This window comes from Helicobacter sp. NHP19-012, from assembly GCF_019703325.1.
Classification (GTDB): Bacteria; Campylobacterota; Campylobacteria; order Campylobacterales; family Helicobacteraceae; genus Helicobacter; species Helicobacter gastrofelis.
On record NZ_AP024819.1, the window covers coordinates 1,260,899 to 1,285,440 of the forward strand.

The following is a 24,542-nucleotide window of genomic DNA, read 5'->3' on the forward strand; positions in this document are numbered from 1 at the left end:
TGGGATTTGAGGGATGCTTGGAATGATAAAAACCGTGCTGGGTAAAATTATAGGCACAAAGAACCAACGAGAGATCAAACGCTACCAAAAACGGGTGGCAGAGATCAACGCCCTAGAGGCTGAAGTGCAGGCCTTAAGCGATGACGCATTGCAACAACGCTTTTTTGGCTTGAAAGAGGCGGTGCAAAAGGGAGAGAAGGACTTACAAGAGGTTTTGCCCTTGAGTTTTGCGATCACTAGGGAGGCTTCTAGGCGGATTTTAGGCATGCGCCACTTTGATGTGCAGCTCATTGGGGGGATGGTCTTGCACGAGGGTAAAATCGCCGAGATGAAAACAGGCGAGGGCAAAACTTTAGTGGCGACTTTAGCGGTTGCCCTGAATGCTCTTGGCGGACACAGCGTGCATGTGGTAACGGTGAATGACTACCTTGCCCAAAGGGACGCGACCCAAATGCAACCCTTGTATAACTTTTTGGGTTACAGCGTGGGGGTGGTTACGGGGGGCGTGGGTGATGAAGAGCGGCTTGAGATTTACGCAAATGACATTGTCTATGGCACGAATAACGAATTTGGCTTTGACTATCTAAGAGACAACATGAAATACTCCCTAGAGCAAAAGGTGCAGAAAGAACACGCCTTTGCGATTGTGGATGAGGTGGATTCGATTTTGATCGATGAGGCCCGCACGCCCTTAATCATCTCTGGCCCCGTGAATAAACGCATGGAGAATTACGAAAGGGCGGACAATGTCGCTAAGAACATGCAAGTTGAGGTGGATTTTACGATTGATGAAAAAAACCGCGTGATTTTAATCACCGAAGAGGGCATTAAAAAGGCAGAAGAGCTCTTTGGCGTGGACAATCTTTACAGCTTGGAAAATGCGATTTTATCCCACCACCTCGATCAAGCCCTTAAAGCGCATTATCTCTTTGCACGGGATAAGGATTATGTAGTCGCCAATGGGGAGGTGGTGATTGTGGATGAATTTACGGGGCGTTTGAGTGAGGGCAGACGTTTTAGCGAGGGCTTGCACCAAGCCCTAGAGGCGAAAGAAAAGGTTGGTATCAAAGAGGAGAGCCAAACTTTAGCCGACATCACTTTTCAAAACTACTTTAGATTGTATGATAAACTCTCAGGCATGACAGGCACAGCGCAGACAGAGGCGACCGAGTTTTTAGAAATTTATAATTTAGAAGTCGTGTCTGTGCCTACGAATTTACCCATCCAGCGCAAGGATTTAAACGACCTCATCTATAAAAGCGAGCGGGAGAAGTTTGAAGCGGTGGTGGCTAAGATTAAAGAGTTGCACAAAATAGGTCAGCCCGTTTTGGTCGGCACGGCGAGCATCCAAAAGAGCGAGGCTTTGCACGCTCTACTCCAAAAAGAGCGCATCCCCCACACGGTGCTAAACGCCAAACAGCACACCAAAGAAGCCGAGATCATCAAAGATGCGGGGCTTAAGGGGGCGGTAACGATCGCCACGAACATGGCAGGGCGGGGCGTGGACATTAAGATCAGCCAAGAGATCAAAGACTTGGGCGGGCTTTACATCATCGGCACCGAGCGGCATGAAAGCCGTAGGATCGACAACCAGCTAAGGGGGCGTTCTGGCAGGCAGGGCGATCCGGGGGTGAGCCAATTTTATTTGAGTCTTGAGGATGGCTTGCTTAGAATCTTTGGCAGCGATCGCATCAAGGGGGTGATGGAGAAACTCGGTCTACAAGATGGCGAATACATCGAGTCTAAATTAGTAACCCGCTCTGTGGAGAACGCCCAAAAGAAAGTAGAGGCTCTGCATTTTGAGAGCCGCAAACACCTACTAGAATACGACGATGTCGCCAACGAGCAGCGCAAGACGGTGTATAAATTCCGCAACGAGCTTTTGGATGAAAACTACGACATCGGCGCACGCATTGCCGAGAACCGCCAATATGCTGTGGCGTGCATTTTAGAGAACAACCAAGCCTTTAAAGAACAGGACTTTTCAGACGAGGATTTAGAAAACGCCAAGCAAGCCTTGCAAGAGGACTTCAACACCACTATTGACTTTACCCCCCTGCAAGAGCGCGATTTTGTCTCTGTGGAAAACTTCATTTTAGAGGCTCTAGAGGCAGAGTATGCCTCCAAAATGGCGCATGTGCAGGATTTGAATAAAATCGAGCGGGTGGTGTATCTGCAGATACTGGACAACGCGTGGCGCGAACATCTCTACACGATGGACAACTTAAAAACGGGCATTGGGCTTCGAGGCTATAACCAAAAAGACCCCTTAGTGGAGTATAAAAAAGAGAGTTACAACCTCTTTTTAGAACTCATCGACTCCATTAAAATAGAGGCGATCCGCACCTTTTATAAACTTGAGCTGGTCGCCAACACCCCAGAGGACACCGAGCGCTTTTTAAGTGGTCTAGAGGGCGACCAACTAGAGCTGAACTTCAACAACCAAGACATTGAGGAGGGGCTAAACAGTTGGAACGAGACCAAGCCCAAGACCATCGCCCGCAACAGCCCTTGCCCTTGCGGCAGCGGCAAGAAATATAAAAATTGCCATGGCAAGAGCGGACCTAAAAAAGGCATTTTTGCCACTAACAACAAACCCACGGATGCCTAGCACTTCGTTAGTGGCGTTTTTGGTGCGCCGCTATTTGCGCTTTGACAAGACCCAACCTTTCATTAGCATCACCGCGATTCTAGCCTTTTTGGGGGTGGCGGTGGGGGTGATGGTGCTCATCGTGGCCATGGCGATCATGAATGGTATGAATGCAGAGTTTGAAAAGAAACTCTTTGTGATGAACTACCCGCTCACGCTCTACGCCACAAGCTACTATGGCATAGAGCAAAAGACCTTAAACGCCCTAGAGCAGCGCTTCCCGCACTTACGCTTTAGCCCCTATTTGCAAAGCCAAGTCGTGGCGCGCTTTAATGGCATGTTAAGTGGGGGTATGCTCTTTGGCGTGGACATGCAAAAAGAGGTGCAGATCAACAACATTTTAAAAAAAGGCTTAAATGGGGTCAATTTACAAGCTTTCAGGCAAACCCCCTTTAATTTGGTGGCAGGCAAGGGCTTTAAAGACTCGCTACTTTTAGGCAACACACACAGCATTGATTTATTTTTCACCAAGTTAGAGCCCACGGGTTTTGTGCTCTCCCCAACCATGAAACGCTTTAGCTTGAAGGGCTTTTTTGAATCGGGGCTTAAAGCCTATGATGGCAGTTATTTATACACGAACATACAAGCTTTGCAAGCGATTAGGGATTTGCCCGAGGGGGTGTATGATGGCGTGCACATTTACTCTAAGCACCCCATGCAAGACATGGAGAAGATCAAACAAACCCTTAAAGAAATCCCTAACAATGGCGTGGACATTGAGGGCTGGTGGCAACAAAATGGCAACTTCTTTTCGGCCATGGCTTTAGAAAAGCGCGCCCTTTTCATTGTGTTGATGCTGATCATCCTCATGGCAAGCCTCAATATCATCAGCTCGCTGTTAATGGTGGTGATGAACCGCCGTAAAGAGATCGCCTTACTGCTTAGTCTTGGTGCAACCACTAAAGAAATCCAAAAGAGCTTTTTTGCTTTGGGCTCAGTGATTGGCGTGGGGGGGATTGTGCTAGGCGTGCTCCTAGCCTTTTTAGTGCTGTGGGTGCTTGCCACCTTTCCCATCATCTCCCTACCCGCCGATGTTTATGGCATTAACAGACTGCCCCTAGATTTGTCGGCTGTGGATTTTTTCAGCACCCTCATTGGTGCGCTTGTGATTGTCGCCCTATCATCGCACTATCCAGCCCGCAAGGCGGCAGGTGTAGATGCATTGGCGATTTTGCGTAATGAGTAGTCATTTACCATTATTAAGTTGCTTTGTGTTAGAATGAGCTCGTTCCTCGTTTATTTTAACAGGACTAAATCTAGTGGAGAAACGCCTTGAAGAACATTTATGTAGGGAATTTGGTTTATAGCGCAACAAATCAGGAGGTTGAGGAACTCTTTAGCCAATTTGGTGCTGTAAACTCTGTGAAGTTGATCCAGGATCGCGAAACCAAAAGACCTAAAGGGTTTGGCTTTGTGGAAATGGAAGACGAGGGCGCACAGCAAGCCATCGCCAAGTTAGACAACACGGATTTTATGGGACGCACCATTCGGGTTACTGAGGCAAACCCCCGTAAATAAACCCTAACCCAAAAAGGCTTTGCGCTTTTTGAGCCTATGGTAGGCGAGCGCAAAGCGGTGTGCTTCGTCTCTCAAATTTTGTAAAAATTGCAGCCGCACATCCTGCGCCTTTAGCTTCCAAGTCTGCGAAACACTATAGATGACATCCGCCACATCCCCTCCCCCCCGCTTAGCCCGCTTGTGCGCCTTTTCTTTCGCCAAAGCGATGACCGCCACACTAACCCCCAAACTTTCTAAAATCTGTGTAGCCAGCAGGGCTTGGGCGCGCCCGCCATCTAAGAGCCATAAATCGGGCAAGCCCCCTTGTTTTATGCGTCTTTCTAGCATTTCGTGCATTTGGGCGTATTCGTCTGTGCCTGCAAGGCTGTAGCGCCGATACGCGCTTTTAAGCCACTTGCCCCTAGACCACACGACCATCCCCCCCACGCACGCACTTTGGGCATGGTGGCTCACATCAAACACCTCAATGCGTTTAGGCGGTTTGCTAAGCTCCAAGAGCTCTTGCAAGGCAAGCCCCATTTGCACTTCGGGTTGTTCTGTGCGTTTTAGCAAGGTTTGCACCACTTGCAAATAATCCCTAAAAATCGCCGCCTCTTCAAAACGCTCTTGCGTGGCTAGGATACGCATGCGTTCTTTAAGCCGAGCACATAATTTATCTTTATGTTCTAGTAGGTCTAGGGCTTCTTTAACAAGGGGGGCATAATCTTGTGGGCTCACTTTGCCACTGCAAGGGGCTAAACAACGCCCCATTTGGTGAAAAATGCAGGGCTTTTTGCCCTTTAAACAGCTCTTGCTTTGCACTAGGGGGATCAAACTTTGCACACTCTCTAAGAGCTCTAAAGAGGCTAGGCTAAAGGGGCCAAAGCACTTGTGCCCCTCTAGGGGCTCTCTTGTGCGCTCCAAGGTGGGGTAGGGTTTGCGTAAATCGATACAAATGTAGGGGTAGGTTTTGGAGTCTTTTAAGAGGATATTGTATTTGGGTTGTTTGGTTTTAATGAGTTTGTTTTCTAACAGCAGGGCTTCTTCTTCGCTATGTGTGGTTTGCACTTGCAAATAGGCGATTTGGCTCACCATCCGTTGTATGCGGACGCTATTTTTAGGATTGGGGGTAACCTGTGCGCCTTGCACCTTAAAGTAACTCAAAACACGTTTTTGTAAATTCTTGGCTTTGCCCACATAGAGCAAATTATCTTTAGCATCAAAATACAAATACACCCCGCTTGTGGTGGGGAGATTACTTAGGCTCTGTGCTTGCATGGTGCTTTTTAATGCAAGTGCGGATATTTTCTAAAATGGCTCTTAGCTCAGGGTCTTTAAAGGGGTTTTCAAAGTCGCCCCTAGCGCGCTCGTGGTAGTAGAGTTTGGGGGGCGTGGTTTCAAAGCTTTGTTGGATACGCCTTGGCAAATAGCCCTGCACTTCTGTGGGCTTGATGGGTATATCTAGCTTTTGTGCAGCGTTTAAGAGGGTGGGGGCGAAGTGGCCCTTTTGCCCGTTGAAGTAATTGTAAGCGCTTGGGTGCTTGAAGACAAGCAAGAGTTTAGAATTTTTCATTACAATGGAGCGCAAACCGACCCGAATGCCATCGGGTAAATACAATTTTAATTTATCAAGTTGCAGGCGCACTTTTAGGAGGGTGAAGTCGGGTCGTTGCAAAAGTTGGGAGAAGATATGTTGCGCGTCTTTCATGTATGTATTTTAGCATGTTTGCTATCCGGCTGTGGCTTTAAAGCCCCGCCTTTTTACAAGACCAACAAACCCCCCGCCACAAAGCCCCAAGCCCCCACGACCAAGCACACCATCCAAGAGGAGTAGATTTAGGTATAATGGGCGTTTTTAGTGGAGAATTGTATGTTTGAGCCCTACCCCTTTGAGCGCCTACGAGAGCTATTGAAAGACTGCAAGAGGGGGGCAAATGCCCCCTTAGATTTGTCCATCGGTGAACCGCAGTTTGAAACCCCCCTTAGTGTGCAAGAAACCTTAAAAGCCCACACGCAAGAATTACGCTTTTACCCTAAAAGCAGTGGGGAGGATTTTTTAAAAGAGGCACAAATGGCGTTTGTGAAAAAACGCTTTGGTGTGGAGCTGTCTAAAGAGCAAATCATCCCCACCTTTGGCTCTAAAGAAGTGCTCTTTAGCCTGCCTATTTTCTACCTACACGACAAAGAAGCTCCCATTATGGCTTTTGCCAATCCCTTTTATCAAGTGTATTTAGCTAGTGCACGGGTGGCGCGCGCTCAGGTGGTCTTGATGGATTTAAGCCCAGAAAATAACTTCACGCCCACTTTAGAGCAAGAGGCGGATTTAGTCATCTTAAACTCGCCCAACAACCCCACAGGGCGGACTTTAGACTTAGAAGAGTTGAAAGAGTGGGTGCTAAAAGCCCTTGACGAGGATTTTCTCTTAGTCAATGACGAGTGTTACAGCAACATTTACGCCCAAACGCCCCCCCCTTCGATCTTGCAAGCGTGCATGGAAGTGGGCAACACAGATTTTAAAAATGTCCTTGCCATCAACTCCCTCTCTAAGACTTTAAGCGCACCGGGGCTTAGAAGTGCCTACATTGCCGGGGACGCTACTATTTTAAAGCCCTACCAAGTCTTTAGAAGTTACAGCGGTTGTGCCTTGCCCCTACCATTGCAACACGCCAGTGCCGTAGGCTGGCTAGACTTAAAATCCCAAGAGCACATCCGCCATATTTACGCCAAAAACCTAAACCTCGCCCAAGAGATTTTGGGCGTGCCAATTTATCCCACAAGCTTTTATGTGTGGCTGGAGGTGCGCGAGGGGCAAGAATTTACCAAGCACCTTTACACCACTGAGGGGATAAAAGTCCTACCCGGGGACTTTCTAGGCTATGGCAATAGCCCACACACAAAGGACTTTGTGCGGGTGGCTTTGGTGTATGCCCCTGAGAGCCTAGCCCCCGCCCTAAACGCCCTTAAAAACGCCCTAGATAGCTATTTATGCTAGATCGCCCCATCCACACCTATAAAATCCACTTCATCGGCATCGGGGGGATTGGCATTTCGGGGTTAGCCAAGTATTTAAAGGCACAAGGGGCGGTGATCAGCGGCTCGGACATCGCCAAAAGTTACATCACCGACTACCTAGAGAGTTTGGGTATCCCTATCACTATCCCCCACAACCCGAGCGCACTCACCGACCAAGAGGTGGTGATCCACTCTGCCATCATCAAGGTGGATAATGTCGAAATCGTGGCGGCGATGGAGAAAAATTGCGTGATCCTCTCACGCAAGCGAGCACTAGAGTATATTTTGGGCGATAAGAGGGTGTTTAGTGTGTGCGGAGCACATGGCAAGAGCACGACAAGTGCCATGCTAGCCGCCTTATTGCCCCATTTTGGCGCAATCATCGGGGCAGCGTCTAAAGCCTTTGGCTCAAATGTGAGAGAGAGCCAAAGCCCTAGTTTGGTGTTTGAAGCAGACGAGTCGGATCAAAGCTTTTTAAGCTCCAACCCCTATTGTGCGTTGGTTACTAACGCTGAGGTGGAGCATTTAGAGGGGTATGACTACGATTTAAAGGCGTTTTATCAGGCTTACACAGACTTTATACAAATGGCACAAAGGCGTGTCATCAATGTAGAAGACCCCTTTTTAAAGGGCTTAGAGCTAGAAGCCATCCGCCTAGACCCCGCTAAGGACATCAGCCAAATCGAATACTTTTTAAAAGAGGACGAGCCCTACACCCGTTTCACCCTAAAAGATTATGGCAAATTTGAAGTGTGGGGGCTAGGCACACACACCGCCAGCAACGCCAGCCTAGCGATTTTAGCCGCCTTAAACGAACTGCCCCTAGAGGAGTTAAGAAAAAACCTTTTGGACTTCAAGGGCATTAAAAAACGCTTTGACATCTTGCAAAAGGGCAACTTTGTACTCATAGACGACTACGCCCACCACCCCACAGAAATCGCCGCCACCCTGCAGGCTCTGCAAACCTACGCCGACTTAAAGGGGCTCAAAGACGCGGTGGTGTTTTGGCAACCGCATAAATACTCCCGCTTGTTTGACAATTTAAAGGGCTTTCAAGAGTGCTTTAACCACCCCATCGTCAGCCAGCTTTACATCTTGCCCGTGTGGCGGGCGGGCGAAACCCCTAGAGAGCTAGACATGCAAGCCTTGTTCGGGCATTTGCAACCCACTTTTATAGACCGCCTTTGGCGGAGCAAAGAGGGGTTAGAGCTGTTCGTGCAAGGGGTGAAAATCCGCACCCTTAACAAGGGGCTTGCCATCGGCTTTGGGGCGGGCGACATCACCATGCAACTTAGGGGGGATTTATGAGCGGGTGGATTGTTTTAGGTTTAGTCCTTGTTTTATTGTGGTTTTTGCTCAAAGACTTTTTTGGGCGGGGCTTTAAGCAAAAAATCTTAGTGGTGCTATTTTTAGGCACACTTGCCACAGGGCTAGGGATTTACACCTACCAGCAAGATTTAATCAATAAAGAGCAAGTTGCCCTGCAAAGGGAGTTTTTAAGGGGCGTGGTGCTGGATTGCAATGGGGTGAAGGTGAGCCAAAAGGATTTTAGCCTAGTGAGTGGGACTTTAAGTTTTCTAGGCAAACAAAACACCCCCATGCAAGGCGTGCTTGTGGATTTGCAAAGCTGTAAAAACACCCCATGATCGCCACTAAGCTAGATTTAGCCCCCTTTTTAGAGCAGTTCAAACGCTTTCTAGCCCGCCCTAAAGACATTGCCTTTAACTTCCCCGAGCACACATGGGCACATTTGCAAGAGTTAGAGAGCTTAGAGCTTGCCCCACCCCCACCCCTGCCCCCTTAAACGAGCCTTTAAAATCCTTAAAAAAGGTGGGGTGTTGCATTTGGAGGCGTTGTTTGCCTTTATCCAAATCACCCGCTATTTTTTACGCCTAAAAAGCAAGTCCCCCCAAATCTCCCACCCTTTACGCCTATTTGCAAGAGCTAAACATCCCCCAAGAGTTGTTGCAATTAGAAACCCAAATGCAAGAGGAAGTGGGCTTTAAAAGTGGGTTTTACCCCGAGCTAGACGCACAGCAAGAGAGCTTAGAGCGCCTAAAAAATCCCAACAAAAAATCTTTAGCCAAATTTTGGGGCAAAAGTCTTTAGAGCCCTATTTAGTCGATCGCCAAGTGCATTTGGTGCAAGGCATTGAAACCCTGCTGCTTAAGCCCGGCTTTTCTAGCGTGTTTAAGGGCATAGTGATTGCCCGCTCGCACAGCGGACAATTCTACATCGAGCCTTTGGAGGCAAAAACCTTAAGCCATAAAATCCAAGAAACCCGCACCGAGATAGAAAACTGCTTGCAACAAATCTGCACCCTATGGAGCACAAAACTACGCCCCCTATATCTCTTTTTGCGTTTCTTTGACAAGCAATTTGACTACTTAGACCACCTGCAAGCACGCATTAGCTTTGCTAAAAGTTTGGGGCTAAACTTCATCAAGCCCAATGTCAGCGGGCAATTCATCTTAAAAGACTTCGCCCACCCGAATTTAAAAGAGCCCAAACCCTTGAGCGTGGATTTTAACCACCCTTTGTTACTCGTTACAGGCGTGAATACGGGGGGCAAGACCATGCTGTTAAAATCCCTGCTTGCCAGCGTGTGGCTGGCTAAACACTTCCTGCCCTTTAAAATCAACCCCCACCACTCTAAAATCCCCTACATTGAAAACATCCAAGCCATCATCAGCGACCCACAAAACAGCCAAAATGACATCTCTACTTTTGCCGGGCGCATGCTCGACTTTGCCCACGCCCTAAACACCCCTAATCTTTTGCTGGGCATAGACGAAATTGAGCTAGGCACAGACGCATCTGAGGCAAGTTGCCTTTACAAAGCCCTTTTAGAAAAGCTCATCAAAGAGGGGGCGAAAATCGTGGTAACGACCCACCACAAACACCTAGCCCTGCTTTTAGCCAAGAACCCCGCCGTGCAACTCTTAGCCGCCAATTACGACCACAACGCCCAAATGCCCACCTACACCTTCACCGCTGGGCTCATTGGCAAAAGTTACGCCTTTGAAACCGCCTTGCGTTATGGCGTGCCCCTTGAGCTTGTCGCAGAGGCTAAAGAGCTTTATGGCACCGAGCAAGAGAACTTAAACGCCTTGATCGAACGCACCTGCGTGCTAGAGCAAGAATTGCAAGCCAAGCAACAAGAATTACAAGAAGCCAAAGAAGCCCACGAAAGAGGCTACCAAGAAAAGCTAAGAAAAATCCAAGAGGCACAAAAGCAAAGAGAGCAAGAACAACACGCCCTAGAGCAAAGCTACAGCCAAGCCTTAAAGCAAATGCAAGAGGCGATTAGAGAGTTTAGCCAAAGCCACAACACCAGCCACGCCCACCAGCAAATCCAAGCCATCCAAAAGAGTCTACAACGCCCCAAAGCCCCCCACCCCTCACGAAAACAAGAGCCTAGAAGTGGGCGACTTTGTAGCCTATGGCAAGTTAAGCGGGGAGATTGTGGCGGTGAGCACAGGGCTTTACAGCGTTGCCCTAGAAAATGGGCTTAAAATTAAAGTCAAAGCAGAGGCTTTAAAGCTAAAACCCAAGCCTAAAGCCCCAAGCCCCCAAGTGCAAATCAAGCAAAAACCCCAAGCCAAAGGGCAAATGCGTTTAGATTTATGCGGGCTAGACACCCAAGAAGCCCTAGAGCAAGCCCAAGACTTCTTAGCAAACGCCCTTTTAGCGGGCTTTGAAGAGGTGTTGATCGTGCATGGCAAGGGCAAGGGGATTTTACGAAGCGCTTTAAGAGAGTGGCTTAAAAAACACCCCAAAGTCCTAGACTTTAGCGATGCCCCCTACAATTTAGGCGGCTCTGGGGCACAGGTTGTGAAGATATAGATTTCATTAAATTAACTATCATCAAAAAGGAACTCACATGGATAAGCTGTTAGTTGTACGCAATGATAAATTAGGCGATTTTGTCCTGGCGTGGCCTGCCTTTGCCATGCTTAAAGCTTCCATGCCACAGACCAAGCTCATTGCACTTGTGCCCAGCTACACAGCCGAGCTTGCCCGCCATTGCCCCTATTTAGACGGCGTGGTGGTGGACGCAGGTCGCTATGCCAGCAGAAAAGCCAAAAAACAGACCCTAGAGGACATCAAGGCGCATCACTTCCCCGCCGTCATCAGCTTTTTCTCCACTATCTACAATGCTTTTTTATTTTACAAAGCGGGGATCCCCTTTCGTTTGGCCCCCGCCACGAAGCTCATCCCATACTTTTTCCAAACCCACCGCCTACGCCAACGCCGTTCTCTCTCCATTAAACAGGAGTTTGCTTACAATCTTGATTTAGCTAGACATTTTCTTGCCTTGCAAAATATCCCTGTTGTCGAGCCCAAAGGCTCGCCCTATCTAGGTTTCACAGACTCAGAAATCAAAGTCCAAGCGGATAAATTGGTGCAGGAATTAAAATTAGATCCTAGCAAGGCGTGGGTATTTGTCCACACGGGCACGGGAGGCTCCTCACCCAATCTTTCTAGCAGCCAATGGGTAAAACTTATAAGGGGGCTTTTGGAGGGTTTAAAGATACAAGTGATTTTAAGTGCAGGACCTAATGAGAGCCAAAACACCAAAGAACTTGCCCAAAAAATCAACCACCCCAATACCATTATCTACGACAAAAACGAGGGCATGCTCGACTTTGCCCGCTCTTTGGCGTGCGCTCAGTTTTTCATCTCAGCATCCACGGGACCTTTGCACCTAGCCTCCGCCTTAGACATCCCCACTTGCGCCTTTTACCCTTCCACTACAGCCGCTCTGCGGTGGCAACCCATCAATGCACCTACCAAACATTTGGCTTTTATGCCTCACGCCATAGACGCCACGCAAGACATGGACTCGTCCTTAATCAAAATCCCTGAGATTCTAGAGCAAATCATTACATTTATCCAAAAACAACTAAAGAACTAGGCTTCAATAAACAAGAGAAACTTGGTGCAAGCAAGATTTAAAAATGGTGGCCACGATTGGACTCGAACCAACGACCACTACCATGTCAAGGTAGTGCTCTACCAACTGAGCTACGCGACCATAACTTTGTAGGGGTTGATAAAAGCGAGCATTATACCTTACTTTGTTTGTCTTTTGCCTTAAAGCTCTTTAAAATCAAAAGCCCCACGCCTACATCTATCAGCACATCGGCAAGGTTGAAGATCGCAAAGTCAAATTTATAATGCCAATAGACATAATCGATCACATGTCCATGCACGAAGCGATCGAGCACATTAGAAGCCCCCGCCCCCAAAATCAAGCCAAAAGGCAGGGCGTTTTCTTTAAAAAACGCCTTTTGTTGCCACAAAAACACCCCAAGTCCCACAAGCAAGACCACTTGTAGGTATTTGAGCCACGCCCCTAAGAAGTGGAGCATGGAGAACGCCACGCCTTCATTATAGGCAAGCACAATAGAGATCACGGGGCCTTCATAGCGTACGCCGTGTAAGATAAATTGCTTGACAATTTGGTCGGCGATAATGGCTAAGCCAAAGACTAGCCAAAATTTTAAAGCCCCCTTCAAGTCAAATGCTCTTTAAAAAACGCCTGCAACTCTTGCGCCCTTTTCTCTAAATGGGCTTGTTGCTCCCCTTCTAGCAAAATGCGTAAAATATTCTCTGTGCCCGAGTAGCGGATCAAATGGCGCAAACCCTCTTGCTCTAGGCTACCGATGAGCTCGTTAAAGCCGGGGATTTGCTCTAAGGGTTTTTTGTGCTTGATGCGCACATTTTCTAGGATTTGCGGGTGCAGCTCAAAGGGGTTTAGCACCTTATTGCTAGGCTTCTTGCTCTCAATCACACACGCAGCCACTTGCAAGGCACTCATGATCCCATCGCCCGTTTTGGCATAGTCGCCAAAAATGATGTGTCCGCTTTGCTCCCCTCCGAAGTTGATTTTATGCTCTTGCATGCTTTTACGCACGAGTTTATCGCCCACACCACAACGGACTAAAGAAATGCCTTGTTTTTCTAAATAGGCTTGCAAGGCTAAATTACTCATAGTCGTAACCACGATTTTATCGTGGGCGAGTTTTTCTTGTTGTTGTTGGTAGGTGGCTAAAACCCCGATCAGCTTATCGCCATGCACCACTTCGCCCGCATTATCCACCACCACGAGCCGATCCGCGTCCCCATCTAAAGCGATGCCTAAATCTGCGCGGTAGCGTTTGACTTCTTGACTGAGCTCCAAGGGGTAGAGTGCGCCGCACTGGGCGTTGATGTTGCTCCCGTTGGGCTCATCGTTAATCACAATCACATCTGCGCCTAGCTCGCTAAAGACAATAGGGGCGACTTTATAGCCCGCCCCGTTTGCCGTGTCTATGACAATGCGCATGCCCTGCAAACTTAAATGTTTGGGGAAAGAGTTTTTTAAATGCACGATGTAACGCCCGATGACATCGTCAATGCGTTTAGAACTGCCGATCGCCACGCCACACTGACAGCTATTTTCTAAGCGTTCTGTATCGCTAAAGATTTTTTCAATCTGCTCTTCGCTCTGTTTTTGGAGTTTATCCCCGAAGCGGTCAAAAAACTTAATGCCATTGTCTTCAAAAGGGTTGTGGCTCGCACTGATCATCACCCCCGCATCGCAGCGCATGTTCTCGGTTAAAAACGCAATGGCTGGTGTGGGCATAGGCCCGATTTGCATCACATCATAGCCCACAGAAGTTAGGGCGCTCACAAGGGCGTTTTCAATCATATACCCACTCCTGCGCGTGTCCTTGCCCACTAAAATTTTATTGCTCGTGGCCTGCTCTTTGAAGTGAAGCCCAGCGGCGATGCCAAGACGCATTACAAACATGGGCGTGATCTCCACGCCCGCCTTGCCCCGCACCCCATCCGTGCCAAAAACCATGCCTTGTCCCATTTAATCAGTCTTTAATGCTTTTTTAGATAGAATCCTGCCATATTATTTTTGATAAAAGGATTAAGTAGTGGCTAACCATAAATCCGCCGAAAAAAGGATTCGCCAAACCATTAAACGCACCGAGCGTAACCGCTTTTACAAAACACGCATTAAAAATATCATTAAAGCCGTGAGAGAAGCCGTTGCCAGCCACGATGTGCCTAAAGCCCAAGACGCTTTGAAAGTGGCAAACAAAGAATTGCATAAGTTTGTCAGCAAAGGGGTTCTAAAGAAAAACACCGCTTCTAGGAAAGTGTCCCGCCTAAACGCCAGCGTGAAAAAGATCGTCCTAGCCACCGCCTAAGCTGTGCTGTCTAACAAACTGCAGGCGATCGTGGATCGCTACGATGCACTCGCCCACTCTCTCACTCAACCCGAAATTTTAGGCGACATTAAGCAACTCACCGCCTTAAGCAAAGAGCAGGCGGGCATTGAGGAGCTCGCCCAAGCCGCTAAAGCCTACCTACAGATTTTAGAGGGCATCCAAGAAAACAAAGCCCTGCTAGAGGATAAAGAGTTAGGCGAACTTGCCAAAGAGGAACTCAAAACCCTAGAAGAGGAGAAAGAGAGCCTAGAGGAACGCATAAAAATCTTGCTGATCCCCAAAGACCCCAACGACAATAAAAACATTTATTTAGAGTTAAGAGCGGGCACGGGGGGCGATGAGGCGGGGATTTTCGTGGGCGATTTGTTTAGAGCCTATTGCCGTTACGCCGACTTGAAGCACTGGAAGGTGGAGATCGTAAGCTCGAGTGAAAACAGCGTGGGCGGGTATAAAGAAATGATTGCCCTAATCAAGGGGCAGGGCGTGTATTCAAGGCTGAAATTTGAGGCAGGCACGCATAGGGTGCAAAGAGTGCCTGAAACCGAGTCGCAAGGGCGTATCCACACTTCTGCCGTTACTGTGGCGATCATGCCCGAAGTGGATGATGTGGAGGTGAATATCAACCCAAGCGACCTACGCATTGAAGTCTTTAGAGCGGGTGGGCATGGCGGGCAGTGTGTGAATACGACCGACTCCGCCGTGAGAATCACGCATGTGCCCACCGGGATCAGCGTTTCTATGCAAGATGAGAAGTCGCAACACAAAAACCGCGACAAGGCGTTAAAGATTTTAAAAGCCCGCTTGTATGAAAAGCAGATTGAGGAGCAACAAGAGGCCAACTCCGCCAGCCGTAAAATGCAGGTGGGCAGTGGGGATCGAAGCGAGCGGATTCGCACCTACAACTACCCACAAAACCGCCTAAGCGATCACCGCATTAACTTGACTTTATACAGCCTTGAGGAGTTGATGCTCTCGGGCAATTTAGACCCCGTGATCGAGCCTTTGATCGCCCACGCACAGGCGCAGGGCTTAGAGCAACAAGGAGAGTAATATGGTAGCACTTTTTGGCGGGCAAGGCTCACAGCATATCGGCATGGGGCAGGACCTATGCCATAACTTTAGTCTTGCTAAACAAATGTGTGAAAAGGCGAGCGATCAGCTCCACACGGACATGGCAAAACTGCTTTGGAGTGAAAACCCCCTACTTAGCCAAAGTGCCTACACCCAAAGTGCCATTTTTTTAGTGTCTATGATGGCTTATGCGATCTATCAGCAAGAGGGAGGCAAAAGCCCACAGCTAGCCCTAGGGCATTCTTTGGGTGAGATTAGCGCCAATGGGGCAAGTGGGGCTTTGGATTTAGAGCATGGCCTAAAGCTTGTGTTTGAAAGGGGGCGTTTGATGGAGGAGGTGTGCGTTAAATTAGGGCAAGAGATGGGCATGTTAGCGGTTTTGGGGGCGGACATTGCCCTATTAGAGGCGTTTTGTTTGCAGGCTAGAGAGGGCGGGCAGGTGCTTTATGCTGCCAACTTTAACGGGGGGCAGGTTGTGCTCGCTGGGGCGAAGGCGTATTTACAAAGCCTAGAGTCCAAGAGCTTTGGGGCAAAAAAATTAGTCTTACTGCCCATGAATGTCGTGAGCCATTGCCCCCTTTTAGAGCCAATGGTCGCCCCTTTTAAAGCCCTTCTAGAGCAACATTTAAAAGACAGCTACAGCTTTGGCGTGGTGTCTAACGCCACAACCCAAGTCTATAGGGACAAGGCGGGGGCTTTGGAGTGTCTAGGCGTGCAACTCACACAGCCCGTGCGTTACAGCGATTGTGTCAGCGTGTGTGAAAAGGAAGACTCTTTTTATGTGGAGTTTGGTACAAGCGTGTTAAAAAATTTGAATAAACGCCTAAGTTCCAAGCCCACTTACAGCATCACCGACACCACCACCTTAAAAGAAGCTTTGTCGGTTTAAGTTGCCCTTTGTTTAGGCTTTTTTACTAAAGTTATACACTAATTGAGATTTCGGAGAGACAATGGCGGTGATCGGTAAATTAGACTCCTTAGCGAGTTTGTTTTCTAAAACCCAAGAGTTAGAGAACCTTTATACCTACTTAAAACAAATTTGCGACCCCAAACACCCCTCTTGCCAAGCCCTATTACAAAGGCAGGCAAGTTCCATGGTCAAAGAGTTGGGGAGCGGGATGTGTGCGATTGAGATCGTCTACAGCCCCGAGCTAGGCACGCTTGAAACACATAAAGAATGCGTGGATTTCTCGTTGGTGGTGATGGGCGGTGAGATTTTACACCTTGCCGACAAGACGGACTTAAGCGTGCTTACCCCCTACAACCCCGAGAAAGACCAAGAAACCTACACCCACAACAGCCTATGCTACCAAGTGCCCTTGCACGCAGGGATGCTTGCAATCTTATTCCCCAACGATGCCCACACCACCGAAGCCAAAAAACCCGGTCTTATCTATAAGGTTGTGGTGAAAGTCCCTGCCAGTCTCATTAAATTCAAGCTGTAGAGTTTTTATGAAGCATTTATTTTTTATTGTTGGCTTAAGCTTGCCTTTGTTGGCAGAAACTTTGGATGGGATTTACAAAACCCAAGCCTTTTTATACATGAAAAGCTCTTATGTGGAGTTTTTTAAATACGGCGATCATTACTACGCCTACGGGATCGCCAATACGGACGGCTCGCCCGCTAGAAAGGACATTTACAACAAAGACCCCGCGCTAAGGGAGCGTAGCGACAAGGGCGTGGTGTTTTTATATGGCTTGACCCGTGTGTGCGACAACACCTATAAAAATGGTAGAGCCTACAACTTCTACGATGGGCGCACCTACTATGTGCAAATCCACCAAAAGAAAAACGGAGATTTAAAGTTCTTGCCCAGCCTCGATCGGCGGGGGTTCTTTGGCAAGACTTTTATTTGGAAAAAGGTGGATGAAACCTACTTAAAAGAGCGAGGCATCAAAAAGCCCGACTTTTCAGGGGTCTTGCAGACTCTTAAACAGCTTCCTAGTGGGTCTTGATCCACTCTAGGGCGATTCTAACGGCATTCGTGGCTGCACCCACTCGCAACTGATCGGCGACACACCATAAGTGCAAGCTGTGCGGATCGAAGAGATCAGCGCGCACCCTACCTACAAAGGTTTGGTCTGTGCTTGTGGCGGTGATGGGCATGGGGTAGAGTTTTTGCTCGGGGTTATCTACTAAAACAATATTAGGTGCATTTTTCAAGACTTCTTGCGCTTCTTTAGCGCTCACGGGATTTTTAAAGCGGATGCTGATGCTCTCGCTGTGGCTTCTTAACACGGGCACCCGCACACAAGTGGCACTGATGGCAAAGCTAGCGTGCATGATTTTATGCGTTTCGCGCACCATTTTTAACTCTTCTTTGGTGTATCCATTTGGCATGAAAATGTCAATTTGGGGGATCACATTTAAGGCTAGTGGGTGGGGAAAGACTTGTGCGTGGGTGCTGCCAGCCATTTGCGCCTTCAACTCTTCTAAGCCCCTTTTGCCCGCCCCGCTAGCGGCTTGGTAAGTGCTCACCTCAACGCGCTCGATCCCAAAGGCTCTATGCAGGGGGTTTAGCACTTGCACCATTTGGATGGTGGAGCAATTTGGGTTAGAGATGATATTTTTCGAACAATGGGCTAAATCGTTGGGGTTCACTTCGGGCACCACTAAAGGCACTTCAGGTTCAAGGCGAAAAAAGCTTGTGTTGTCGATCACCACCGCCCCCGCCTGTGCCGCCATAGGGGCTAGCTGCTCGCTCACCTTAGAGCCTGCGCTAAAAAAGGCGATATCCACCCCCTCAAAACTCTTAGGCGTGGCTTCTTGTAAGGTGTATTCTTGGCTGAAGGCATGGATTTTCTGCCCTGCACTGCGCACGCTCACAAGGGGCAAAAAACGCCCGATAGGAAAATTTATTTCTTCTAAAATACTAATCAGCTCCGCACCCACCGCTCCGCTTGCGCCCACTAGGGCAATGTTATAGGTTTTCATCATTCGCTCACCATGCTAAGAGCCCTTAAAAAACTCAAATGGTTGAATTGCACGCCCGTTGTCATGTTTTTTAAGGTTAAACTCTCCTTTTTAACTTCCTCTTCACCGAGCACCACCACGAACTCATGCCCCTTATGGTTGGCGTAGCTGAAGGGCTTTTTTAATTTTTCGATCTCGGGGTATAGCTCGGTGTTGATCTCGCTTTGGCGGAACTTTTGAGCGATTTGGCTTGCATAGGCAAAGTGCTCGGCTTGCATGCACACCACTAAAACCCTTGCGCTCGTGGACTTGTTTTCCACCAATTCCAACTCCTCTAGTGCGACTAGCAAGCGATCTAGCCCGATAGATGCCCCCACGCCGGGCAGATTTTGGGTGCTAAAGCTCCTAGCTAAATTGTCGTAACGCCCCCCCGAGCAGACACTGCCTAAACTTGTGAGTTGGCTCAGCGTGGTTTCGTAAATGATCCCCGTGTAATAACCAAGCCCCCTAGCGATAGAAAAGTCCACCCTAAAATGCTCAGGGTCGATCTCTAAACTTAAGAGCAAGCTAAACAAGTTTTCTAGCTCCTCTAGCCCCTCTTTAACTAAGGGGTGCAGCTCTTTTAAATGCGCCACGCTTTTAAAGAACTCGGCGCACTCCTCCTCTTGCTTGGTGTTTAAAATCTGTAAAAGGGGTTTAAAGTCTTGGCTAAAATGCTCACCGAGTTCTAAAAGCACGCCCTCCTGCCCAATCTTGCCGAGTTTATCTACAATCCTTAAGAAGGTTACCACCTCTTCGCTAGAGTTTAAGCCAAAGTGGGCGCACAGCCCGTTTAGAATTTTGCGGTGATTGATCCACACGCAAAACTCCTCTAAGTCTAGGGCTTTTAAGCTAGAAATGATGACTTGGATCACCTCGCTATCGCACAGTAGGCTATGGCTGCCGATAAAGTCAAAATCGCATTGCGTGAATTCGCGATAACGCCCTTTTTGTGCCCGCTCCCCCCTAAAGACATTGCCGATCGCATAGCGTTTAAAGGGCAAACCTAGGGCGTGGTGGTGCTGGGCGATAAAGCGGGCTAGGGGGATGGTTTGATCAAACCTTAGTCCCACTTCTCTTTTGCCATGGTCTTTAAAAAGGTAGATTTCTTTTTGGATGTCGCCCTCTTCTTGGGTGAGGATGTGGGCGTATTCTAAATGCGGGGTTTCAATGGGCACAAACCCAAAGCTTTTAAACACACGGGCGAGCTTTTCTAGCACGGCTTGCTTTGCCATCGCCTCTTTGGGGAGTCTGTCCTTAAAACCGCTCAAGGTCTTGGGGGTGATCATCGCTGTCCTTATGTCAAATAGGAGGTTATTATAGCAATTAATCCATAATAACGGCAGCTTAATATAGGTATTTGTTTGCAAAAATTAGTTAGGATAGGCATTGTAATCCGTTACAAAGGTTGCTATGCCTCCCATTTATGTTTTAGACATTGAAACGGTGCCTAGTCTCGCCCTCATTGCCAAGCACTGCCCTGAATGTGTCAGCGATGACTCTCTACAAACTTGTGATAATTTTTTTAAGTGGTGTGAAGATAAGTATAAAAATACCTTTCCCCCTTTGTTTTTTCACCAGATTGTGAGCATTGCTTGCGTGATTGCCAAGCCGGATTTATCTTTTAAGAGTGTTGGCAATTTTGGCAAGGGGAGCAGTGATGAAAAGGCTCTTGTGGCGGATTTTTTGGCGTTTTTCAATAGGCACCAGCCCCAGCTCGTGACTTTTAATGGGCGGATGTTTGACTTGCCCCTTTTAATGCTAAAGGCCTTAGCTTACAACCTAAACGCCCACGCCTTTTACAACGAAAAAAGCAAATGGGAGAACTACCGCTACCGCTACAGCGAAGAGTGGCACACGGATCTACTCGATAGTTTTACGCATTTTGGTCCGGCCAAAGGGCTTAGTTTAGATGGGGTTTGTGCCATGTGTGGGCTACCCGGCAAATTTGATGTGAGTGGGGATCAAGTCTATAAACTTTTCTACCAAGAGTCTCCCCAGCTTGAGCGCATCAATAGCTATTGCCAAAGCGATGTGCTCAACACCTATTGGCTCTATCTCAAGTACCTTGTGAGTCAGGGTAAAATCACAGAAGAGAATTACTTAATCCTTTTGCACTCTCTTAAAGATAATTTACCCGCACAACAACCCTACACCCCCATCTTTACTGAGGCTCTTGAAGCCGAACTAACCCAAGAAATCCAAAAGGAAGACCATGTTTAAAACTTTACTCGCCTTAAGTCTTGTGAGCGCACTCAGTGCCTCTAGTTTGCAATTTGAAATCACCTACAAACCCCAAGGAGGTAAGATGATTGGGACGATGTTAGATCGCACGATTTTAACAATCGTCTCACTCAACGATCAGGATGTACTGATAAAAAAGGTGATCCCCAACCGGGGTAATTCTTGCACAATTGTGCGTAAGGTCGGGAATAATCTCAAAGAAAAATTTGAGAAAGGTCCGCTCTTTAACCACACCTTAAAATATGCACAAAAAATCGCCTATCGCCTAAAATGTGACCCCTCCCAGTTTTTAGAAGTGGAGATTGTTACCGACAAAGGCACTTATACAAAAAGTTTCGTTAGAATACACGGGAGGTTGGAGTTTTTAATCATTTTTGCCGTTTGCACCTATTAATCTCTATCCTTAGTTTGGGCGTGCCTCCGTGTTTTGTGTTTTTGTCTAACTTTGTGAGTTAGAATTTATTAGATCAGATCAATAGAACGCCATGGTTTTCGCTTTTTCTGTGATTGTTTTGCAACTATGGGCACAAGCAAGGCGTAAGGATTGGAAAAACGGAATTATTGCACAAGAGTGGCTAATAAACATAACCTAAGACCATTGTACCTAAAAAGATTAGGCGTTATCCATAGGTGCGCCATTATAGTAGCATGTACTATCATATACAGTGCCACACTCGTGTTCCTAAAAATTAGCATACAAACATACAAAACCAAACGGATTTTCTAGGCAATCTAGTAAACTTTCATAAAAAGGTAGGCCAAAAGTCAAAAACACTATATCTTGCAAAAAAACACTCTAGAAAGACCCCTAGTTCGTTTGTTTAAAAACAAATCATGACCATTATCTCTTGTGTTGGTTATTCAAAAGGTTTGATTGTGGTATGGCTGTTTTTTTATAAGTTGAAAACGCACCAGTCTAGTTCACCAACCAACTATATTCTGCCTAACCCCCAAGTTTTACAACTGCCTAGCCACCCTTAAAAAACCTCGCTTAAAAAACCAATTCTCCCATGTCAGCAGCACACATTTACCCCTTTGAATAAGATTTACTTTGTTTTTGATGAAATCAATGCTAGCAAAGACATCAATACGGATTTTGCTAAAAGTGCGCATGCCACCCGTTTTAGAGAATATAAAAATCTCTTGGCATGGTGTGATCTTTTCTTACGCCGAAAATTTTTAACTCCTTATAGTGGAAAAAGCCGAGCTTACACTCTCTTATTTCCTATGGAGGAGCTTTTTGAGTCTTTGTGGGGGAATGGTTAAAAAGAAGTTTAAAAGATTACCATGTGGGCTTGCAAAAGAAAAATGCAAAATATCTCGCAAGGGATAAAAATTTTAAGGATTACTTTGAGTTACGCCCAGACATTGTACTTCAAAACCAAGAGAAAGTTTTGATTTTAGACACCAAATGGAAAATCATCAAAGGACAAGAAAAGATTTCACGAGAAGATCGTTACCAAATGTGGGCTTATGCGAGCAAATATGCATCTATTGAATTGAATTAAAAGACAAGAAACGGGTAATTGCAGCAGTGGTCTTAGAAACCTTGCTCTATTTTACCGCTATAGCATATATGTTTTCTGACCCCAAAATGCAATACATTTATTTCACCTTAAATATTGTTCCAAGGTCAATCTATGTTGCGCCTTGATTTTGTCGATTTTGGAGCTCTATTAAAGCAACTAAAACGCTTCTTTTGAAAAATTTTAAAGTTTCTTAAATATAGATAAAAACAACCTAGTGTCCTGCTCGGAAAAACTGAGCACAGACGACTTTCTAGTTTCCAAACAGCACTGCGTAGGAAGCATAGAGGTTGAAGTTATGGAAAGTTTCATGGACAAGAAAATGGGTAGACCCCGCTTGTAAATCGATCGTCCTATGAATCAAAGGACTGCTCACACCTAATCTAAGGATATTGTTTCCAACCTGAAATCTGAGCCCTGCGTTCCAATGGAGATTAAACGAATACTTCCAATGCGTCTGGAGAGTTCTTGTAGTTAAAAAATAGTGGTTATTTGTTCCCAATAACCCCAAGAACAGACCGCAATAAAGACCACTTTGGGTTGCGGGGGCTTTGAAATCATAGAGGAAATCCCCTCCTAGAGTCGCCTGCGCACCTTGCATACGCTTAAAGACGAGGTTTTTTTGGAAGAGAGGGCTTCGCATCCACTCATATCCTGCGCTTGCCTGCATAGAAAACCCTAGACGGCGGCCAAAGAAATGTTGGTACCCAGCGATCAAACTCGTGTTATAACCCACATTGGAATAGAATTTAGAGGCCCCATTGATAGTGTCCACGAAACTGCCTAAATTAGCATGGACGGCACTTGAAGTTGTATGCTGGGTAGGCACGCTTGTTACAGCCTTAATGGTGGCGACTGTGTTAGCATCTTTGATACCGGTAGCGTAGTTTATGTATGAAAAGCTAAATTTACCGCTTGGAACAGTAGGGGCTTTGAACACAGAGTCAGCGGTGGGGATCACGGTTGTGTATGCACTACCAGTGAAAACTTGCCGAGCAACACTAAAATTAGTCCTATATACCTCAGAAAGTTGCCCTTTTAAATATGCAATCCTGCTTGGGTCTCTCAGCTTCCCTATCTCATCAAGCTGACTTACAAACCAAGTTTCACAAGCAACAAGCCCCAACAAGTTCAGATCATGCAGATCCCTGCTAACATGCAATTTGTCCAATAAACCTAAGAAAGCTCTTTCAAAACCATGGTTGTAGACAGACTCTCCCAAGCCATCCACTTTGATAACTCTAGAACCTCCCTCATTCATGGCTATGTGATAATCCGTCCTAGGTGTGCCTTCTCTGTAATGCGGATCCGCATTTATTAGCTTATTTAGGTCATCATGGACTTGAGCAACACCATCTACACTGGCATCGCGTGCAGCAGCACTCTTAAGATCGTCAACTAGCTTATTTCGCTTAGCTGTATAGTTCGCAAAATTATTGTCGTATGCTTGTTTATCTTGCTGATAAACACTTTGTGCCCGTTTGTACTGCTCGTTGTTTAAAGCGAGCTGCTGGTTGTAATCACTGACCTCGCTTGCGAGTTTTTTCTCAAACCCTCTTAGCGATGTTAGAGTGTTGGAATACTGCTCGATGATCTCTTGATTAGCTTTTATTGTATCTGCTGGCATCCCTGCAACATTCACCACGACCTGAAGGGCTTGGATTTCTGCCTCAATTCTTTCTTGCAACTCATTGCACTTGCCCACACTATCAGCAACATTTATTGAAGATAGAGTGCTGGGCACTTTATCACTAACCCCCACTTTAGCCACTTCTGTATTGAGAGTGTCTAAAGCTTGAACTAATTTCTGCAAATCCTTTTTAAGCACAGCTTGCAAGGATGTAACATCAGAGCGCTGGACCATGCTTGATAAATCTGCATATTTAGCATATTTAGCATTCTTAGGAGAAAGACTACTAGCAACCGATTTATTTATTGTATTTGGGGATGTGGGGACATCCTGGTAAGTAGAAAGAACCTCGTTTTTAGCCCCAAAACTACCGCCAATGAAGAACCCGTTGCGAATATCCTCGCATGCCAAAGGACTCAAGGATACACACAAGCACACAGACAAGCTTTGATAGAGTTTGCGTTTTTCCATGAAAGACCTCCATTTCTCAAGGTGTAGCTAACCGTCTACATCTCGATTGCACTTAATGTAACAAAAAATTCGCAGTTTTAACTAAAAAATGTTTCAAAAATGTCAATATTTAAATTAAAGGACCTAAAGTAGTTAAAAAATGTTACTAAAATAAACATATATTGCTTTTATTACTATATAAACCAGAAACAGGGATTTAAACAAAACCCCAAAGCACAAGAGTCTAACATGAAGCCAAGCCAAACTTGCACTCTTGTGG

General features: G+C 46.8%; 26 protein-coding genes, 1 tRNA gene and 1 pseudogene. 20 read left to right on the forward strand and 8 right to left on the reverse strand.

The window, feature by feature from the left end:
* Nucleotides 1–22 precede the first annotated feature (22 nt).
* The 3 genes from secA (at nt 23) to rbp (ending at nt 4,168) form a co-directional block, all read left to right on the forward strand.
* Entirely contained in the window at nt 23–2,611 is a 2,589-nt protein-coding gene (gene secA / locus K6J74_RS06445) for a preprotein translocase subunit SecA (protein ID WP_221272617.1), read from the forward strand.
* A complete protein-coding gene (locus K6J74_RS06450; protein ID WP_221271532.1) occupies nt 2,604–3,836 on the forward strand; it encodes an ABC transporter permease in 1,233 nt (410 codons plus the stop codon). The genes secA and K6J74_RS06450 overlap by 8 nt, the downstream gene beginning before the upstream one ends.
* Nucleotides 3,837–3,922: 86 nt before the next feature.
* Nucleotides 3,923–4,168 carry an RNA-binding regulator gene (gene rbp / locus K6J74_RS06455; protein ID WP_053825701.1) on the forward strand — a complete coding sequence of 82 codons (246 nt, stop codon included), beginning with the start codon at nt 3,923–3,925 and terminating at the stop codon, nt 4,166–4,168.
* Between the two features lie 3 nt (nt 4,169–4,171).
* Here the strand turns inward: rbp and K6J74_RS06460 are convergent, their stop codons facing one another.
* Nucleotides 4,172–5,425: an excinuclease ABC subunit UvrC gene (locus tag K6J74_RS06460; RefSeq protein WP_221271534.1), complete on the reverse strand. Its 1,254-nt coding sequence runs from the start codon at nt 5,423–5,425 to the stop codon at nt 4,172–4,174.
* Nucleotides 5,403–5,855, reverse strand: coding sequence for a hypothetical protein (locus K6J74_RS06465; RefSeq protein ID WP_260321565.1), 453 nt, complete (start codon nt 5,853–5,855; stop codon nt 5,403–5,405). Before K6J74_RS06465 ends, K6J74_RS06460 begins: the two co-directional genes overlap by 23 nt.
* Between K6J74_RS06465 and K6J74_RS06470 the strand changes: the two genes are divergently transcribed.
* The 9 genes from K6J74_RS06470 to K6J74_RS06495 all read left to right on the forward strand — a co-directional run bounded on the left by K6J74_RS06470 (nt 5,838) and on the right by K6J74_RS06495 (nt 12,077).
* On the forward strand, nt 5,838–5,981 hold the full coding sequence (locus tag K6J74_RS06470) for a hypothetical protein (RefSeq protein WP_221271536.1): 144 nt from the start codon (nt 5,838–5,840) through the stop codon (nt 5,979–5,981). The two genes, K6J74_RS06465 and K6J74_RS06470, sit on opposite strands and share 18 nt — an antisense overlap.
* A 36-nt stretch (nt 5,982–6,017) precedes the next feature.
* Complete coding sequence (locus K6J74_RS06475; protein ID WP_221271537.1) at nt 6,018–7,139, forward strand: succinyldiaminopimelate transaminase; 1,122 nt, start codon at nt 6,018–6,020, stop codon at nt 7,137–7,139.
* A complete protein-coding gene (gene murC / locus K6J74_RS06480) occupies nt 7,133–8,467 on the forward strand; it encodes a UDP-N-acetylmuramate--L-alanine ligase (RefSeq protein WP_221271539.1) in 1,335 nt (444 codons plus the stop codon). The genes K6J74_RS06475 and murC overlap by 7 nt, the downstream gene beginning before the upstream one ends.
* Nucleotides 8,464–8,805, forward strand: coding sequence for a hypothetical protein (locus tag K6J74_RS06485; protein ID WP_221271541.1), 342 nt, complete (start codon nt 8,464–8,466; stop codon nt 8,803–8,805). The genes murC and K6J74_RS06485 overlap by 4 nt, the downstream gene beginning before the upstream one ends.
* Entirely contained in the window at nt 8,802–8,963 is a 162-nt protein-coding gene (locus K6J74_RS08725; RefSeq protein ID WP_260321566.1) for a hypothetical protein, read from the forward strand. Before K6J74_RS06485 ends, K6J74_RS08725 begins: the two co-directional genes overlap by 4 nt.
* A 131-nt stretch (nt 8,964–9,094) precedes the next feature.
* A complete protein-coding gene (locus K6J74_RS08730) occupies nt 9,095–9,268 on the forward strand; it encodes a hypothetical protein (RefSeq protein ID WP_260321567.1) in 174 nt (57 codons plus the stop codon).
* On the forward strand, nt 9,250–10,674 hold the full coding sequence (locus K6J74_RS08735; protein WP_260321568.1) for a MutS-related protein: 1,425 nt from the start codon (nt 9,250–9,252) through the stop codon (nt 10,672–10,674). Before K6J74_RS08730 ends, K6J74_RS08735 begins: the two co-directional genes overlap by 19 nt.
* A complete protein-coding gene (locus K6J74_RS08740; RefSeq protein WP_260321569.1) occupies nt 10,625–11,005 on the forward strand; it encodes a Smr/MutS family protein in 381 nt (126 codons plus the stop codon). The genes K6J74_RS08735 and K6J74_RS08740 overlap by 50 nt, the downstream gene beginning before the upstream one ends.
* Nucleotides 11,006–11,042: 37 nt before the next feature.
* On the forward strand, nt 11,043–12,077 hold the full coding sequence (locus tag K6J74_RS06495) for a glycosyltransferase family 9 protein (RefSeq protein ID WP_221271543.1): 1,035 nt from the start codon (nt 11,043–11,045) through the stop codon (nt 12,075–12,077).
* A 44-nt stretch (nt 12,078–12,121) separates the two neighbouring features.
* Here K6J74_RS06495 and K6J74_RS06500 read toward each other — a convergent pair.
* The 3 genes from K6J74_RS06500 to glmM all read right to left on the reverse strand — a co-directional run bounded on the left by K6J74_RS06500 (nt 12,122) and on the right by glmM (nt 14,012).
* Nucleotides 12,122–12,197: transfer RNA gene (locus tag K6J74_RS06500), tRNA-Val, on the reverse strand.
* Between the two features lie 31 nt (nt 12,198–12,228).
* Entirely contained in the window at nt 12,229–12,681 is a 453-nt protein-coding gene (lspA, locus tag K6J74_RS06505) for a signal peptidase II (protein WP_221271545.1), read from the reverse strand.
* On the reverse strand, nt 12,678–14,012 hold the full coding sequence (glmM, locus tag K6J74_RS06510) for a phosphoglucosamine mutase (protein ID WP_221272619.1): 1,335 nt from the start codon (nt 14,010–14,012) through the stop codon (nt 12,678–12,680). The genes lspA and glmM overlap by 4 nt, the downstream gene beginning before the upstream one ends.
* Before the next feature lie 79 nt (nt 14,013–14,091).
* On the opposite strand from glmM, the gene rpsT reads away from it, so the two are divergent.
* From rpsT to K6J74_RS06535, 5 genes are all read left to right on the forward strand, one after another.
* A complete protein-coding gene (gene rpsT, locus K6J74_RS06515) occupies nt 14,092–14,367 on the forward strand; it encodes a 30S ribosomal protein S20 (protein ID WP_221271547.1) in 276 nt (91 codons plus the stop codon).
* A gap of 3 nt (nt 14,368–14,370) precedes the next feature.
* On the forward strand, nt 14,371–15,438 hold the full coding sequence (gene prfA, locus K6J74_RS06520; protein WP_221271549.1) for a peptide chain release factor 1: 1,068 nt from the start codon (nt 14,371–14,373) through the stop codon (nt 15,436–15,438).
* A 1-nt stretch (nt 15,439) separates the two neighbouring features.
* Nucleotides 15,440–16,348: an ACP S-malonyltransferase gene (locus tag K6J74_RS06525; protein WP_221271551.1), complete on the forward strand. Its 909-nt coding sequence runs from the start codon at nt 15,440–15,442 to the stop codon at nt 16,346–16,348.
* A gap of 61 nt (nt 16,349–16,409) precedes the next feature.
* Nucleotides 16,410–16,904, forward strand: a complete 495-nt coding sequence (locus K6J74_RS06530; protein WP_221271553.1) for a YhcH/YjgK/YiaL family protein — start codon at nt 16,410–16,412, stop codon at nt 16,902–16,904.
* 7 nt (nt 16,905–16,911) lie between these two features.
* Nucleotides 16,912–17,415, forward strand: a complete 504-nt coding sequence (locus tag K6J74_RS06535) for a DUF2147 domain-containing protein (protein ID WP_221271555.1) — start codon at nt 16,912–16,914, stop codon at nt 17,413–17,415.
* Here the strand turns inward: K6J74_RS06535 and asd are convergent.
* Entirely contained in the window at nt 17,402–18,394 is a 993-nt protein-coding gene (gene asd / locus K6J74_RS06540) for an aspartate-semialdehyde dehydrogenase (RefSeq protein ID WP_221272620.1), read from the reverse strand. The two genes, K6J74_RS06535 and asd, sit on opposite strands and share 14 nt — an antisense overlap.
* On the reverse strand, nt 18,394–19,701 hold the full coding sequence (hisS, locus tag K6J74_RS06545) for a histidine--tRNA ligase (protein WP_221271557.1): 1,308 nt from the start codon (nt 19,699–19,701) through the stop codon (nt 18,394–18,396). Before hisS ends, asd begins: the two co-directional genes overlap by 1 nt.
* Nucleotides 19,702–19,825: 124 nt before the next feature.
* Here hisS and K6J74_RS06550 point away from each other — a divergent pair, with 124 nt between their 5' ends.
* The 3 genes and pseudogenes from K6J74_RS06550 (at nt 19,826) to K6J74_RS06560 (ending at nt 22,164) form a co-directional block, all read left to right on the forward strand.
* A complete protein-coding gene (locus tag K6J74_RS06550) occupies nt 19,826–20,635 on the forward strand; it encodes a 3'-5' exonuclease (protein WP_221271560.1) in 810 nt (269 codons plus the stop codon).
* Nucleotides 20,628–21,050: a hypothetical protein gene (locus K6J74_RS06555; RefSeq protein ID WP_221271562.1), complete on the forward strand. Its 423-nt coding sequence runs from the start codon at nt 20,628–20,630 to the stop codon at nt 21,048–21,050. Before K6J74_RS06550 ends, K6J74_RS06555 begins: the two co-directional genes overlap by 8 nt.
* Before the next feature lie 641 nt (nt 21,051–21,691).
* Nucleotides 21,692–22,164 (forward strand): annotated as a pseudogene (locus K6J74_RS06560) (5-methylcytosine restriction system specificity protein McrC).
* A 271-nt stretch (nt 22,165–22,435) separates the two neighbouring features.
* Here the strand turns inward: K6J74_RS06560 and K6J74_RS06565 are convergent.
* Entirely contained in the window at nt 22,436–24,283 is a 1,848-nt protein-coding gene (locus K6J74_RS06565) for a hypothetical protein (protein ID WP_221271563.1), read from the reverse strand.
* Nucleotides 24,284–24,542: the final 259 nt, after the last annotated feature.

What these genes read in the sequence shown, in the direction of transcription:
- K6J74_RS06475 (WP_221271537.1), top strand. Translation starts at nt 6,018, where the DNA reads ATGTTTGAGCCCTACCCCTTTGAGCGCCTACGAGAGCTATTGAAAGAC.
- K6J74_RS06450 (WP_221271532.1), top strand. Translation starts at nt 2,604, where the DNA reads ATGCCTAGCACTTCGTTAGTGGCGTTTTTGGTGCGCCGCTATTTGCGC.
- asd (WP_221272620.1), bottom strand. Translation starts at nt 18,394, where the DNA reads ATGAAAACCTATAACATTGCCCTAGTGGGCGCAAGCGGAGCGGTGGGT.
- K6J74_RS06530 (WP_221271553.1), top strand. Translation starts at nt 16,410, where the DNA reads ATGGCGGTGATCGGTAAATTAGACTCCTTAGCGAGTTTGTTTTCTAAA.
- K6J74_RS06465 (WP_260321565.1), bottom strand. Translation starts at nt 5,855, where the DNA reads ATGAAAGACGCGCAACATATCTTCTCCCAACTTTTGCAACGACCCGAC.
- K6J74_RS06525 (WP_221271551.1), top strand. Translation starts at nt 15,440, where the DNA reads ATGGTAGCACTTTTTGGCGGGCAAGGCTCACAGCATATCGGCATGGGG.
- K6J74_RS06565 (WP_221271563.1), bottom strand. Translation starts at nt 24,283, where the DNA reads ATGGAAAAACGCAAACTCTATCAAAGCTTGTCTGTGTGCTTGTGTGTA.
- K6J74_RS06460 (WP_221271534.1), bottom strand. Translation starts at nt 5,425, where the DNA reads ATGCAAGCACAGAGCCTAAGTAATCTCCCCACCACAAGCGGGGTGTAT.
- K6J74_RS06550 (WP_221271560.1), top strand. Translation starts at nt 19,826, where the DNA reads ATGCCTCCCATTTATGTTTTAGACATTGAAACGGTGCCTAGTCTCGCC.
- K6J74_RS06470 (WP_221271536.1), top strand. Translation starts at nt 5,838, where the DNA reads ATGTTGCGCGTCTTTCATGTATGTATTTTAGCATGTTTGCTATCCGGC.
- K6J74_RS06495 (WP_221271543.1), top strand. Translation starts at nt 11,043, where the DNA reads ATGGATAAGCTGTTAGTTGTACGCAATGATAAATTAGGCGATTTTGTC.
- K6J74_RS06555 (WP_221271562.1), top strand. Translation starts at nt 20,628, where the DNA reads ATGTTTAAAACTTTACTCGCCTTAAGTCTTGTGAGCGCACTCAGTGCC.
- K6J74_RS06535 (WP_221271555.1), top strand. Translation starts at nt 16,912, where the DNA reads ATGAAGCATTTATTTTTTATTGTTGGCTTAAGCTTGCCTTTGTTGGCA.
- hisS (WP_221271557.1), bottom strand. Translation starts at nt 19,701, where the DNA reads ATGATCACCCCCAAGACCTTGAGCGGTTTTAAGGACAGACTCCCCAAA.
- secA (WP_221272617.1), top strand. Translation starts at nt 23, where the DNA reads ATGATAAAAACCGTGCTGGGTAAAATTATAGGCACAAAGAACCAACGA.
- K6J74_RS08725 (WP_260321566.1), top strand. Translation starts at nt 8,802, where the DNA reads ATGATCGCCACTAAGCTAGATTTAGCCCCCTTTTTAGAGCAGTTCAAA.
- glmM (WP_221272619.1), bottom strand. Translation starts at nt 14,012, where the DNA reads ATGGTTTTTGGCACGGATGGGGTGCGGGGCAAGGCGGGCGTGGAGATC.
- K6J74_RS06485 (WP_221271541.1), top strand. Translation starts at nt 8,464, where the DNA reads ATGAGCGGGTGGATTGTTTTAGGTTTAGTCCTTGTTTTATTGTGGTTT.
- murC (WP_221271539.1), top strand. Translation starts at nt 7,133, where the DNA reads ATGCTAGATCGCCCCATCCACACCTATAAAATCCACTTCATCGGCATC.